Genomic DNA, 13,749 nt, shown 5'->3' with positions numbered 1-13,749 from the left:
GAGCGGGCCGGCCGAACGAGAGTGAGAGCGGCCGACAACACTGCGCGAGGTCTTCGTGAACACAGGCGTGGAAGACGCGAAGCGTCTTCCTGTGAATGAGCGAAGGAACGAAGTGACTGAGCGTTAGCCCGGAACCGGAGGTTCCGCGAACCATGCGAGCGGGCCGTCGGCCCGCGAGCAGAAATCGGCTGGGGAGGGCGTGGCGATTCCCTGTTGCCGCGCTAGCAGGACACTTTTTCACTGATCCCACTCAGAACCCACTGTCCCATTCACCGCTGCACGGAACGACATGGACTGCTTCGATGCTGACGGTTTCGAACTGAGACTGTATCCCCTCGAGCGAACGCGGTGAACGGCAACCTTCTATACTCGAGGCGGTCAACCGGGGGCCATGCGAGATGTTTGCATCGTCGGCGGGGGCGTCGCCGGCCTCACCGCCTCGATCTTTACCGCTCGCGCAGGACTGGATACCCTCGTCGTCGACGGCGGGGAGTCCATCCTCGCGCGCAACGCCAGCCTCGAGAACTTCCCCGGGTTCCCGGACGGGGTCGACGCCCGCCGGCACCTCCAGTTGACCCGCGAGCAGGCTCGAACGGCGGGTGCCGAGTTCGAACTCGGGCGCGTGACTCACGCCGAACCGGTCACTGAGGGAGCACTCGAGGAGGGGTTCGTCCTCGAAACCGAGGGCGGCGAGCCCCTCGAGGCGCGTCGCGTCATCGCCGCCTCGTGGCCGAACAGCGACTACCTCGAGCCGCTGGACGTCGGCCGGATGCAGCGGGGCAGCAAACACTTCGTGAGCGTCGACGAGGGCGGGCGGACGGCGGTCGACGGCGTCTACGCCGCGGGCCGGATCGCGGACGAACCGCATCAGGCGATCGTTGCGGCCGGCCACGGTGCGAAAGTTGCCCTCGCGGTCCTCTACGATGCCGACGTTCCCTTCTATCAGGACTGGGTTGTCCCCGAGGGCTACTTTACCGGCCGCGATCGCGACGTGCCGCCGGGCTGTGAGGAGATCGATAACGAAGAACGACGGGAGCGTGACGAGCAGGCACGGGAGACGATCCGGGAGGCGTTCGCCGAACCACTCGACGAGGAGCCAACGATGCATCCGAGTGTCGACCGGGACTGACCGGGACACCGGCGTTTTCACGGCGTTCGAATCCGCATCAGTCGTACTCTCCCTCCCACACCCCCACATCCCCCGTGAGTTAACACAGCGCGTACCGAAGCCCGTACTGGCTGTTTTGACCCATGAACGGGACGAATCGACGGAACGAGAGTCGCGGATCACTCGCTACGGCCGCGGAACGGGCCGCGTTCGGTGTCGCGACGCAATACGCTCGAGCGCACGATCTCGCGACGCCGGCCGAGACGGCCTATTTCGAGGCCCTCGAGAGGGCTCGCCGCGACATCCTGCATCGATTCATCCACGGTGTGGTGCGTGGCGACCCAGCCGAACTGCCCGACACCCGGTTCGTGGCCCTCGGATCGTCGACGGCTCCAACGGTCCCGGACGAGCCCGAACCGCTCTCGACGCTCGAGGGAGACCACCTCCAGTTGATTCTCGAATCGTTCCCCGACGAGTGCCGGCAACTCGCACTCGTTCCACTGCCCGCATCCGGCTCCGTCCTGATCGCCGGGATCGCCGCGAGACATGGCTACGACCGATTCCGGCTGGTCGGCGCGATCCAGCGGTGGTCGACAGCCGAGACGACAGACTCGGTCTCGGCTGCTATCGATCCCGTCTCGCATCCGGTGGATCTCGTCCCGTTACTCGAGTGTGAGGGTGCGTTCAGTGACGCCGAGCAGGCTGAGCGGATCCGAGCGGAGGTGGCTGAGAGCGTCGCCAATCTCGCGCTCGCACGGCTCGCGGCGGCCGTTCACGCTCGGACGGAACCGGACCCCGAATCGGAGTCACCGCTCGAGGCCGTCGCTACCAGAATTTCCGCCGCCAACGCCGCTACATCGTTCGAGCGGATCGTCACCGACGGTCACCCGTTCCATCCCGGCGGCAAGATCCGGCGCGGGATGACGCCCGGCGACGGACTCGCGTACGCGCCGGAGTTCACGGATCGAATCGACCTCCGATTCGTCGCGATCGACCGCAAGTACGCCTTCGAGACGCGAGCGACCGATTCCGCGGGCCTGACCGATCGGCTGCTCGCGACGTTCGCGGGGCTCGAGGGCGCGCTCGAGTCTGCGCTCCCCGACGGACGCACGACTGACGAGTACGCCGTCGTTCCCGTCCATCCGTTCCAGTACCATCGCACAGTTCCGGACCGTTACGCCGGCCAGCGTGCCGACGACCGCGTCGTTCCGCTCCCCGAGTACGCGCATTCGGTGACGCCACAGTTGAATCTCCGAACGGTAGTTCCATATCGGACCGACCGAACCGGCGACGGCCCGCTCCCGCACTGGAAGCTCGCGATCCCCGTCCAGACGACGAACGTCGTCCGGACGCTCTCACCACAGGCCGTGACTAACGGGCCGCAGGTAACCGACATCGTGCGAGGGATTGAGGAACAGGAGTCGCTCGAGACGCTGGGACTGCTGGCCGAGCCCGCGGCGACGTGTTATCACCCGCCCGGCGGTCCCCACCCCAGCGGCGAGGGGTACGACGACGCTCGCCACCTCTCCGGACTGGTGCGGACGCCGCCCGAGGCCCACCCGCTCGCCACGGACGGGACGTACCCGGTGGTGGCCGCGAGCCTCGTCGCCGACGCGCCGACCTCGGGACGGCCCCTGGTCTGTGACCTCGTCGATCAATACGGGGAGAACCGGGACACGACGAGCACCGCGGACGCGGCGCTCGCGTTCGTTGCCGAGTACGCCGGCGTCGTCATCCCCGACCAGCTTCGACTGCTGTGTACCTATGGGATCGCCCTCGAGAGCCACCTCCAGAACAGTCTGATCGTCTTCGACGCTGACGACGCGCGCCCGATCGCGACGCTGGTTCGTGACCTCGGCGGGATTCGCGTTCACGGCGACCGGCTTACGGAACGCAGTTTCTCGCTCGAGCCGTATCCGGAGTCGGATCTGGACGCCGACGGCGAGGCGGACTGCCACTGGAAGCTGTACTACGCACTCTTCCAGAATCACCTCGCGGAACTCGTCGCGACGATCGGTCACGAACTGGGCGTCGACGAGCGAGCCTGTTGGGCGCGGATCCGCGAGCACTGCGAGCGATCCTTCGAGCGGCTCCGAGCGGACGGCGACATCCCCGAAGCGCGGATCCGGCGGGACGAACGGGCGCTGTTCGCGGAGCCGACGGTCCACAAGGCACTGACCGTGATGCGGCTGCGGGGCAAGCGCCACGAGTACGTGACGAGCGAGGTTTCGAACCCGCTCTCCGAGGCGGGTCGCCAGCAAATCGACGGTCCCGACTCGAGGCGGTAATCGAGGCGAGCCGGCTCGACGAGCCGAAAATACTGGGTTCGAGACCGGTCGCCGATCAGTTCGCCGCGAGGGTACACATGGGACGACAGAATCCCTCGCTCCGCGGTCTCGGCGTCCGGATATGCCTCGAAATCGTCACCACACTGCTCGCACGTGACGGTTTCGAAGTCAGACAGACTCGGTCGAGAATTCGCCGTTCGAAAATGAAACCATGTTGGAATCGGTTCGATGGTGGCGAATCGCCTGCCTACGGTGCATCGTTTCAGCGCTGGAAACAGTCGGGTTTGGTTTCGATCCGGTTCCCGTTCCGCGTCCGTTCCGTTCGACCGCGAGACCGATCAGGTACTCGTTGTGCAACGGACGATGCTCTTATATAGCCAGATACTGTGGTAGTGCATAGCATGAACGGTGTCCTGAACGAGACGACGGACAAGATCCACAAGTACGAATCCGGGCAGTCCGACTTTCAGACGACCTGTGGAGCAACGTCGCACGTGGCACACGAGCACCTCCGACTGGTTCCCGTCGAGCAGGCCGTCAGCGATGGCGACGTGATCCGATGCGGTCGCTGTTTTACCGACGGAGACAGTTACTGACGATCGGTCGGGGTCCGGGTATCACAGTACCCGCAGCTCCGTCATCCAGAACGAGTGAACGGCATCCTCGAGCGCCGGCTCCGGATCGCCGGTCGCGTCGACGGCAGCCGTCGCGGTCGGCTCCAGCCCAGATTCCGTGACGAGCGTCTCGACGATGCCGCGCTGGCCGACCAGGTAGAGCGGCGTGTCGGCGGCCTCACCATCCGGTTCGTACGCGGCGAGGGCGTCCCTGCAGCGCTCGAGGTGATCGTCGATCTGGCCGTCCCGAATCCGTTCGAAGCGGGCCTGGGAGAAGCCACCCTTGGAGTGGCTGCCCTTGACGTCGCTCTCGAAGCCGCGATAGTCGACGCGCTCGTCGCCCTCGTAGATGCCAAGGGCGAACAGATCGGTCCGGACGAGCGCGACCGCGTGGCGGCCGGTCGGCAGAAACCACTCGCGATCGAGGGCGAACCGATCGCGCCAGGTCACGTCGAGAGTGGGGACGGCCGGCGGCTCGAGGGTCACGGCGAGCAGGCCGGCATCGTCAATGCAACATAGGCAGGGCGCACCGTCCTCGACGAGTGCGATCTGATCACCGAGAACTGGTTCCAGTTCCGCGCGCACGGACTCGGTAATCCCGTCGTCGTCCACGCTGACGGTCAGTGCACCCTCGGGGTCCGTTCGAAACGACGCGAGGCGGTCGAACACCGCCTCGAGACGGGTACCCCGCAGTTGGTCGCGGTGCCGGACGGTCAGCCCGGTCTCCTCCTCATCGGCCCGTTCGAGTTCGCCCTCGAGTTGGGCGATCCGATCCTCGAGCCGGTTGATCCGTTCTTCGGCGTCCTGTCTGGCGGTGGCGGCTTCGGCCCGGCGTTCGGATTCGGCCTCGTACCGCTTCCGTAACCGCTCGTTTTCGTCCTCGAGTTCGTCGATTCGGTTCTTGAGCGATGCGCGGCCAAGCAACTCGTCGAGCATCCGGCCGAAACCGGGAAGCGAGCCTACTTCTAGGTTCCGGCGTTTCGCAGATCGTCGATCGGGTTGCCGTCGACCGATGCCAGCCGGCCGCCGGCGAGTTCGAGCAACTGCTGGGCCCGTTCCCGTCGGGCGAGAAACACCTCCCGGAGCGAGGGCGGGTTCCGAACGTCGGTCCCCTCGAGCATCGATTGGGGCAACGCGAGCGTGTTCGTCGGGACATCCGCTGCCCCGTGGACCGGGAAGTGCCGGGACTCGAATTTCATCACCAGCGGAGTGTCGAGGCGCTCGAGTCCGTCACCGGTCGCATACACTTCCTCGTTGATCCGCTCGTGTTGCTCGCTGTGCATGAGTGCGTGCTCCCCATCGGTAGGGGTCACGTAGAGACGTCCGAGATAATAGCTTCGGGAAAACACCTCGAACATGCTAATTAATACCATGGTCCGAATCGACATAACTGTTTGCGAATACGTTTAAACAGTCGCGCTATCAGACCGATCTCTCGAGCCCCGGTATCGATCACGGGTCGTGGAATCCAAGTACACGGTGTCGAGCTGTCGGACAGTTGTCCCTCGGACGGTTTCGCGTTCTGTTTATACGGTTCGTAGTGCGTTATTGATTCGTTCTCGACTGCATGAAACGGTTCGAATGGTGAGCAACGGTCGTCCGACTTGAGGTTCGAAGTATCCCATTGAACCGGCCGAGTTACGGGAACTACTGCCGCCTTGAACGCTCAAAACGTCTCTGGCCTGCTCACCGAACGGAGTAAACGATTCGAACGAAGGTCCGTCTTTTTAGTATGTTCTGGACAACAACAAAGCTGATGACAACCACTCGGTCGGTCGCTCTCCTCGTGGCCATCACCGTTGTCGGACTTACGGTCGCACCGCTTGCGAGCGGTACCGCCATGAGTTCGTTGGCGGCCAGCCATGCGTCCCAATCCGACCACTCCGAGACGGCAACGACAAACGTGTCCGTCGGAACGCTGATGCAAGCGACGGCGGCTGATACGGAGGAAACGGTCGAAAGCGGAATGTTCGAAGCGGCGTATGAAACCGCGGACAACGAGAGCCAGGCGGCTCTCGTCGGTGATCGGACGGCCGAACTCGACGCACAGTTGAACGCCATTGAGGCCGAACGCGCCGAGCTCCAGGACCAACAGGAGGACCTTTCACACGGTGTCTATCGGTCCCGAATGGCGAAATTAACCGTCGAAATAGCCAGTCTCGAGCGGTCGGTCGAGCGAACAAATAGCACCGTTGACGACAGCAGTCTCAACGAGACCGAACTCGCGACGCTTCGGGAGAACGCGACGAAGATCCGGCAAAGCGTCTCGGAACAGGCCGGGCCGGACGTCGCCGCGGTCGCTCGAGGACTGTCCAAGTCGAACGGTTCACCCGGAGTCGGAGCAGGGCCGCCCGACGACCGCGGTCCATCCGCCGATAAGGGGGACTCGAGCGGCGATAGTACACCCGGAAATAGCGAGAGTGCAAGAAACGCTACTGGTCCCGGAAATAACGAAGCAACAGGCAACGGTGACGCTAGTGGCGGCGCACCCGGAAATAGCGAGAGCACGAGAAATAGCGGGAGTACAGGAAATGGGAACGGGCCCGAGAACACTGAAGGTGCAGATAACCGTAACAAATCCGGGGACGACGAGGGAGGTGACAACGGGAACGGAAATGGAGCCGAGAACAGCGAGACGGGCGATGACAGTACTGGCTCTGCGAGCAGTGAGAAACCCAGAAACGAGAACGGGGCCGAAAACAGCGAGCAGAACGGAGACGATAGCGGATCTGAGAACAACGAGGGCGGAGACAACGAAAAGAACTCCGAGAACAGCGAGAAAAGCGGAACCGATAGCGGCTCCGAGAGCAACCAGGGAGTAGGAAACGATAGCGGCTCCGAGGACAGCGAGGAAGCCGAAACCGGGAACGGGAACTCCGCCGGCAATGCAGACGACGAGCGATCAACGGGACCGCCGTCTGACTCCGGTTCACGGAACGACGATTCGGCGGACAATGGGCCGGGAGCGGACACGGGCAGTGGGAACGATACCGGCCGCTAGTCCCGGAGACGGCTCGATCGGACCGGCTCTTCCGCGAGTACAGTAAGCAGACACGCTTTTCAGCGGTGATCACTAACCCTCTCTCGATGGACTCCGCCGCGTTGTTGGATTTACTCGGGAACGAAAACCGAAGACGGATCCTTCGGTTGCTCGCCCGCAAACCCTGTTACGTGACCGAAATCTCGGAATACCTCGGCGTGAGTCCCAAGGCTGTTATCGAACACCTCCGGAAACTCGAGGAGGCGGGGCTGATCGAGAGCCGTGTCGACGACCAGCGGCGAAAATACTTCCATATCGCCCGGAACGTCCGTCTCGAGGTGACCGTCTCACCCTATGGCTTTGCGAGCAAGAGCGCCTATCCGGCGAACAACACATTCGATATCACGACCTGTCGACACCTCTCGCTCGATGTCTCCTGGGACGACACCGACGATCTCAACGACCTGCTTATCGCCTTAGAAGATCTCGAACGGCTCGAGAACGAACTCTCGCTGGCCCAGCGATGGGTTCAGGGGCGGCTCTGTGACGTGCTCGATGATATTTCCGATACCGTCGGTGCTGGCCCGGAGAGCCGGATCTACGCCGACTTGCTCGCGAGCGTCCGTGCCGAGCCGAAATCGGTCGGCAAACTCAGCGAGGATATCGACGCGCCCCGCGAGGTCGTCGCCGAGTTGCTCGAGGTAATGGCCGACAACGGAGTCGTGCGTCGGACCGAGCGCGGCTGGGAACTGACGACGAACGCGTGAGGCTGACGGCGCAACACGGCTCATACGGATTACTGTAACGATTTACCGGCGCAACCCCAGAGCGGACGGGGTTGCGCCGGCAACGACTGACAGTAGACCGTATCAGTCGATGTCCTGTGAGAGCCCGGCGCGGAGATCGCGACCGAAGTAGTAGCCCACGACGGACGCGAGGAGGCCAACGGTCGCGCCGACGGCAATCAGCGTTTGCCCGGAGCCGACGGCGGCGATGACGACGTTGGTGAGAACCGCCGCGACGCCGCCGACCGAGACGCCGGCGACGCCCATCTCGAGGTAACGCCGCTTCGAGGTGAGGAGCCCGACCGTGAAGGCGACGGCGAACATGCCGATCATGCGACCAGCGAACGGCAGCGCGGTCTCGCCGGCCAGTAAGCCGGCGCTGAGCACACCCACGAGCGCAATGTAGCCTTTCGGCGAGAAATATCGCCCGAGCGAGAGCCGTGAGGTAAGCGGGGAGAGCCACGAGCGCGATGAATCGCTCTCGGACCGGTCGGCCGGTTCGTCGGCGGCCGTGCCGGTGGGTCCACGATCGAGGCCGGTCGGAGCATCCAGAGGATCGGCATCGACGGACGGATCGGATGAGCCAGCGGACTCGGGCGAGGCGTCGCCGACGTCGGCACCCGATTCAGAGAGTAGGTGGTCCGTCTCCTCTAAGAGGTCATCAGTGGCGGGAGGGTCTCGGTCCCGGCTCTCGGTCACCTCGTCCGAGCGGTCACTCATATGTTAACTGAGGTCAGCCTGCACCATGGGCCTTTCCCCGCGGCCGCAGGGGAGCGGGCAGTCGGCGTTCCGCCGAGAGTGTGATCTAGACCGCAACTGCCGCGTTCGGGCAGTGTACCATCGGAATCGCCGTATTCGTCTCCGTGCTCATCGAACCTCGAGCCCCAGTCCGAGTAGCCGACGCTGATGACGGACGCTTGTGCCCGTTCGGGTTCGTGATCCGTGCAGTCGCTGTCGGGGTCGTCTCTCGCGTCGCCGCCGGTCAGGCTGACCGTGGTGACGGGCTGTCGGTTCGATTTTCTCCCGAAACGCACCGCTCGAGCCGACTGACGGACGATGCAGAAAATGCGACGGGGCGGGTTATCTGACCGAGTCGAGGAGGAGCTTCTGCTCGACGCGTTTGACCTCGTGTTGGACGTCGCGGACGGCGTCGATGTTCGCCGAGATCGACGTGATCCCTTCCTTGGCGAGGAACTGGACCATCTCGGGTTTGGAGCCGGCCTGTCCGCAGATACTCGTGTCGACGTCGTGTTCGCGGCAGGTTTCGATGACGTCACCGATCAGACGCAGAACGGCGGGGTGGAGTTCGTCGAAGCGGTCGGCGACGTGCTCGTTGTTGCGGTCGACCGCGAGCGTGTACTGGGTCAGGTCGTTGGTCCCGAAGGAGGCGAAGTCGATGCCCGCTTTGGCCATTTCCTCGACCGACAGCGCCGAGGCCGGCGTCTCGATCATCGCCCCCCACTTTCGCTTCTCGGGGTCGATGCCCGCCTCTTTCATGCACTCTTTGGCCTGATAGATGTCCTCGGCATCGTTGACCAGCGGGAACATGATCTCGACGTTGTCGTAGCCCATCTCGTAGAGCCGGTGGAACGCCTCGAGTTCGTGGGCGAAAACGTCAGTGCGATCGAGCGAGCGGCGGATCCCTCGGTAGCCGAGCATCGGGTTGTGCTCCTCGGGTTCGTTTTCGCCGCCCTCGAGCTGGCGGAACTCGTCGCTCGGGGCGTCGAGGGTGCGGACGCGAACGGGCCGCGGGTAGAACTCGTCGGCGACGCCGCGGATGCCCTCGACGAGTTCCGTGATGTAGTCGTCCACGCCGTTTTCCTCGATGAACTTCTCTGGCGTCTGGTTCAGCGAGAGGATCATGTGCTCGGTCCGGAGCAGGCCAACGCCGTCGGCACCCGTCGCGGCCGCGCGTTCGGCGGCTTCGGGAATGGAGACGTTGACCTTGACTTCCGTCGCGGTCATCGGCTTGACCGGCGACTGCGGTCGGACCTCCTCGACAGGTTCGGTCTCCTCTTCTGGCTCGACTTCGCTCCCCTCAAGGACGGAGCCCTTGTCGCCGTCGAGCGTGACGACCTGGCCGTCCTCCAAGACGGTCGTGGCGTTGGTCGTGCCGACGATGGCGGGGACGCCCAGTTCGCGGGAGACGATGGCGGCGTGGCTGGTCATGCCGCCCTCATCGGTGATGATCCCCGAGGCCCGCTTCATCGCGGGCACCATGTCGGGCATCGTCATCTCGGTAACGATGATGTCTCCCTCACTGACCTTGGCCAGGTCATCGAGCTTGGTGACGATCTTCGCAGGGCCGCTGACCGTCCCCGGGCTCGAGCCCAGGCCGTCGACGATGACGTCCCCGGTGCCCGACCCACTCGAGTCAGTATCGGCGCTGCTACTGCCGCCTTCGGCGGTCTGGACGCTTCCGCTGCCGTCAGTTAGGCCCTTTGTGGCGTCAACGGTGCCGGTGGCGTCCGTGGCATCGTCGGTGCCCTCGTCGATCGTCGTGATCGGCCGGGACTGGAGCATGTAGACATCACCATCGACGATGGCCCACTCGACGTCCTGCGGTTCGTCGTAGTGGTCCTCGACGCGCTCGCCGAGGTCCATGAGATCGTCGATCTCGTCGTCGGAGATGACCCGTGCGTTGCGCTTGTCTTCGGGGACCTCGCGCTCGACGGTCTGGCCGGTCGCCTCGTCTTTCTCGTGCATCACCTTCTTCTCGGCGACGGTCACGTCCATCGAGCGGTCCTCGCGATCGATGACGTAGTTATCCGGCGAGACGGCACCGGAGACGACGGCTTCGCCTAGTCCCCATGCGGCCTCGATGATCATCGTGGGATCGCCCGTCGAGGGGTGGCTCGTGAACATTACACCTGACTTCTCGGCGTCGACCATCTGCTGGACGACGACCGCGATGTTGACCGCCGAGTGATCGAACCCCTGCTCCTGGCGGTAGTAGATCGCCCGCTGGGTAAACAGCGAGGCCCAACACTCCCGAACGCGGTCGAGCAGGTTTTCCTCGGTGACGTTGAGGAACGTCTCCTGTTGGCCCGCGAAGGAGGCGTCGGGCAGGTCCTCGGCCGTCGCCGAGGATCGAACGGCGACGAACGCCTCACCGTTGCCGACCTCGCCGTAGCTCTCGAGGATCTCCGCCCGAAGCTCGTCGGGGAACGGCGTCTCGAGGATGAGTTCTTGTGCGCGGTCCGCGGCGTCGGCCAGCGCAGCCGAGTCGTCGACATCGACGTCGACGGCCGCGAACAGCTCCTCGTCGATTTCAGCCTCTTCGATAAACGATCGATAGGTCCCGGCGGTTACGACGAATCCCGGTGGGACGGGCAGCCCCGCGCCCGTCAGCTCGCCCAGGGAGGCACCTTTACCGCCGACCGTCTCGAGGTCGCCGGCACTGATCTCGTCCAGCCAGAGTACAGCCATTGCTATTGAGTCCGTCACTGGAACGAATAAAGAAGGTTGCGAACGGGCTCTCCCAGTCGAAACTCGGACATGAGTAAATATCGTGCCGACTGTGGAGTGACAGTCTCCAGTCGAACTATTCGCGTACTAACTGAACGGAGGTCTCGTGCTGATGGTGGCGGTCGGCGGGATCCACTCTCTTTCCGACGACGACCGCGCGGTCAGGCCTCGAGGATTTCGTCCTCGTCGGTCTCAGGAACGACGATCGACCCGTCGAGGACGGTCACGCCGCGGCCGCCGACCTGGACCGCGTCGTCGAGGCGAGCGCGAACGATCCCCGGCCGGTCGATGTAGTGGCCCTGCTCGAGTCGGAGTTCCTCGGGCAAGTCGTCGTCGAACGCGCCGAAGCGATCGAGATACGCGCTGACGGCCCCGCTCGCGGTGCCGGTGACGGGGTCCTCCGGGACGCCGGCCCCCGGCGCGAACATCCGTCCGTGGACCGTCGACTCGGCTTCGAGCGCATCGAACGTGAAGAGATAGACGCCCGTCGCGTCGACATTGTCGGTGAGCGCGTCAACTGCGTCCATATCGGGTTCGGCGTCGCCGACGTCCGAGAGATACGTGATCGGGGTGATCAGGAACGGAAGGCCGGTCGAGGCCACCGCGAGCGGAATATCGTCGCTCGCTCCCTTGAGCGCAGCCCGATCGACGCCGAGCGCGTCGGCCACGCGGTCATAGCCGATGTCGACCTCGCGAATCGTCGGCTCGTCCTGTGTCATCCAGACCGTGCCGTCTTCCTCGACCTCGATCTCGAGCGTCCCGACGTTCGTCTCGAGGGTCGTCGTACCGGGCTCGAGGCCCTCGTCGCGGAGGTGGGCGAAGGTTCCGATCGTCGCGTGGCCACAGAGGTCGACCTCCTGTGTCGGGGTGAAGTAGCGGATTCGATGGTCAGCGGTCTCGCTCGATCGGAGAAAAGCGGTTTCGCTGACGGCCATCTCGGCGGCGATCGCCTGCATCTGATCGGCCGAGAGACCGTCCGCGTCCGGGACGACGCCCGCCGGGTTCCCCGTGTGTGGTTCGTCAGTGAACGCGTCGACCTGTAAGATTCGAGTCGTCTCCATACGACGTGGGTCGGGCGACCGGTGTATGAATCCTCGGTCGTGTCGCGCGTCACAGACCTCGACCACATCATCAGAGCTCGTCGATCCAGCCAGTGAGATCGTCGACGACGTCCGCGGCGACGTTGTTTTGGACGGCGTACGCGAACTCCACCGACGGCCCCTTGCCCGGCATGAACAGGTGGTTGAGCCCGTCGTAGGTGTCGAATGTCGTGTCTGACCGCCCCTCGAGTTCGGACTGCCACTGCTCGAGGTCGTCAGCGACGCTAACCTGAAAGTCGCGAGTCCCCTGCAGGAACAAGAGCGGCGCGTCGAGTTCCGTCACAGTCTCGAGGTGGTCGTACGCCGCGAGACTGTCCCAGAACGCGCCGGGCTTGTTCAGAAGCGTTTCGTCCGCATCGTATTCGTCCGATCGAATCGATTCGATCTCGTCAGTCCATGTCTCGTAGACGTTCACCAGGTCCGCCCACTCGTGGTCGCCGATGGATACCTTGTGCTCGAGTTGTGCGAGGGTCAGTTCGTGAAACGGACGCGCCGGCGCGGCGAGACCGACGACGCCCGCGAGATCGCCGTCTCGAGCGGCGATTCTCGGTGCCGCTCGGCCGCCGAGGCCGTGGCCGACGACGACGATCCGATCCGAATCGACGCCCTCGGCCCCCCGAAGCTCCTCGATCGCGACCAGTGCGTCGTCGACGGTGACGCCATCGAGCGTGTATTCGCCGGGGGAGACCTCACATGCGGGCAATCGCTTATCATACCTGAGAGTCGCGATGCCTTGCGTCGCGAGTCCCTCGGCTAGATCCGTAAACGCCTGCGTCCCGCCGCGGGCGGTATCCTGGGTCACTGGCCCGGAGTCGTGGACGAGGACGACCGCGGGAGCGTCGCCGCCATCGTCCGCGGGCGTCGTGACGGTGCCGGAGAGCGAACAGCCCTCGACCGCGAGGGTGACGTCCTCGGTGGCGACCGCGCTCGAGTCGACGTACGCCGGCCGTTCGTACTCGTCGGCGACGCCGCAGTCGACGAGTCGCGACTGCCTGTCGATGACGACGCGACAGTCGTGTTCGCCGCGGGCAAATGAGAGCGTCACGTCGACCGCGGTAGCGTTATTTCCAGTTCTCGTGGCCGTATCGACGATCTTCTCGAAACTCCCACTGACCGCGCCGTACCCCATCCAGAACCGCTCGAGACGGCCGGGGTCGCCGCGTCGCTCTCGTTCGTCCGCGACGAATCGATCGCTGGCCGCGTCGAACTGATCGTTCGCGAGGTCCTCGATGAACGCCGTTGTCGCGTCGCGCTGGTCCTCCGGATCACTTTCGTCTCCCGTTATGTTGGCGAGCATATCGGTACAGCCGGCCGCTGCCGACGCCGTTGCCGCCGATACAGCCGCCAGTACGGTCCGTCGTCGGGGTGCCATCAATACCGAACCGACCACGGTCTGTCGGATAAAG

11 protein-coding genes are annotated in these 13,749 nt (G+C 64.3%); 5 read left to right on the top strand and 6 right to left on the bottom strand.

Annotated features, from left to right (window positions below; translation table 11 throughout):
- Positions 1 to 391: 391 nt before the first annotated feature.
- From K6I40_RS14700 to K6I40_RS14690, 3 genes are all read left to right on the top strand, one after another.
- On the top strand, positions 392 to 1,129 hold the full coding sequence (locus tag K6I40_RS14700) for an NAD(P)/FAD-dependent oxidoreductase (RefSeq protein WP_222919777.1): 738 nt from the start codon (positions 392 to 394) through the stop codon (positions 1,127 to 1,129).
- A gap of 122 nt (positions 1,130 to 1,251) precedes the next feature.
- On the top strand, positions 1,252 to 3,396 hold the full coding sequence (locus K6I40_RS14695; protein WP_222919776.1) for an IucA/IucC family protein: 2,145 nt from the start codon (positions 1,252 to 1,254) through the stop codon (positions 3,394 to 3,396).
- 401 nt (positions 3,397 to 3,797) lie between these two features.
- Positions 3,798 to 3,992: a hypothetical protein gene (locus K6I40_RS14690; protein ID WP_222919775.1), complete on the top strand. Its 195-nt coding sequence runs from the start codon at positions 3,798 to 3,800 to the stop codon at positions 3,990 to 3,992.
- Between the two features lie 21 nt (positions 3,993 to 4,013).
- Here K6I40_RS14690 and K6I40_RS14685 read toward each other — a convergent pair whose 3' ends face one another.
- Both K6I40_RS14685 and K6I40_RS14680 read right to left on the bottom strand, forming a co-directional pair.
- Complete coding sequence (locus tag K6I40_RS14685; protein WP_222919774.1) at positions 4,014 to 4,946, bottom strand: Vms1/Ankzf1 family peptidyl-tRNA hydrolase; 933 nt, start codon at positions 4,944 to 4,946, stop codon at positions 4,014 to 4,016.
- Between the two features lie 29 nt (positions 4,947 to 4,975).
- A complete protein-coding gene (locus K6I40_RS14680) occupies positions 4,976 to 5,368 on the bottom strand; it encodes a DUF5802 family protein (RefSeq protein ID WP_222920378.1) in 393 nt (130 codons plus the stop codon).
- 398 nt (positions 5,369 to 5,766) lie between these two features.
- On the opposite strand from K6I40_RS14680, the gene K6I40_RS14675 reads away from it, so the two are divergent.
- Together K6I40_RS14675 and K6I40_RS14670 are read left to right on the top strand one after the other, a co-directional pair.
- A complete protein-coding gene (locus K6I40_RS14675; RefSeq protein WP_222919773.1) occupies positions 5,767 to 7,011 on the top strand; it encodes a hypothetical protein in 1,245 nt (414 codons plus the stop codon).
- 86 nt (positions 7,012 to 7,097) lie between these two features.
- Positions 7,098 to 7,757 (top strand): metalloregulator ArsR/SmtB family transcription factor, encoded by a 660-nt coding sequence (locus tag K6I40_RS14670; RefSeq protein ID WP_222919772.1) that lies wholly within the window; start codon positions 7,098 to 7,100, stop codon positions 7,755 to 7,757.
- Between the two features lie 102 nt (positions 7,758 to 7,859).
- Here the strand turns inward: K6I40_RS14670 and K6I40_RS14665 are convergent, their stop codons facing one another.
- From K6I40_RS14665 to K6I40_RS14650, 4 genes are all read right to left on the bottom strand, one after another.
- The gene (locus tag K6I40_RS14665; protein ID WP_222919771.1) at positions 7,860 to 8,495 is read right to left on the bottom strand and encodes a DUF456 domain-containing protein; all 636 of its coding nucleotides are present in this window, start codon (positions 8,493 to 8,495) and stop codon (positions 7,860 to 7,862) included.
- Between the two features lie 360 nt (positions 8,496 to 8,855).
- On the bottom strand, positions 8,856 to 11,204 hold the full coding sequence (ppsA, locus tag K6I40_RS14660) for a phosphoenolpyruvate synthase (protein ID WP_222919770.1): 2,349 nt from the start codon (positions 11,202 to 11,204) through the stop codon (positions 8,856 to 8,858).
- A gap of 200 nt (positions 11,205 to 11,404) precedes the next feature.
- Positions 11,405 to 12,304: a PhzF family phenazine biosynthesis protein gene (locus tag K6I40_RS14655; protein ID WP_222919769.1), complete on the bottom strand. Its 900-nt coding sequence runs from the start codon at positions 12,302 to 12,304 to the stop codon at positions 11,405 to 11,407.
- A 70-nt stretch (positions 12,305 to 12,374) separates the two neighbouring features.
- Complete coding sequence (locus K6I40_RS14650; RefSeq protein WP_222919768.1) at positions 12,375 to 13,715, bottom strand: alpha/beta hydrolase; 1,341 nt, start codon at positions 13,713 to 13,715, stop codon at positions 12,375 to 12,377.
- Positions 13,716 to 13,749 lie beyond the last annotated feature (34 nt).

The sequence above is a fragment of the Natrinema sp. SYSU A 869 genome, assembly GCF_019879105.1.
In the GTDB taxonomy this organism is placed as follows: Archaea; Halobacteriota; Halobacteria; order Halobacteriales; family Natrialbaceae; genus Natrinema.
This window is presented reverse-complemented; position numbering and strand designations above follow the sequence as displayed.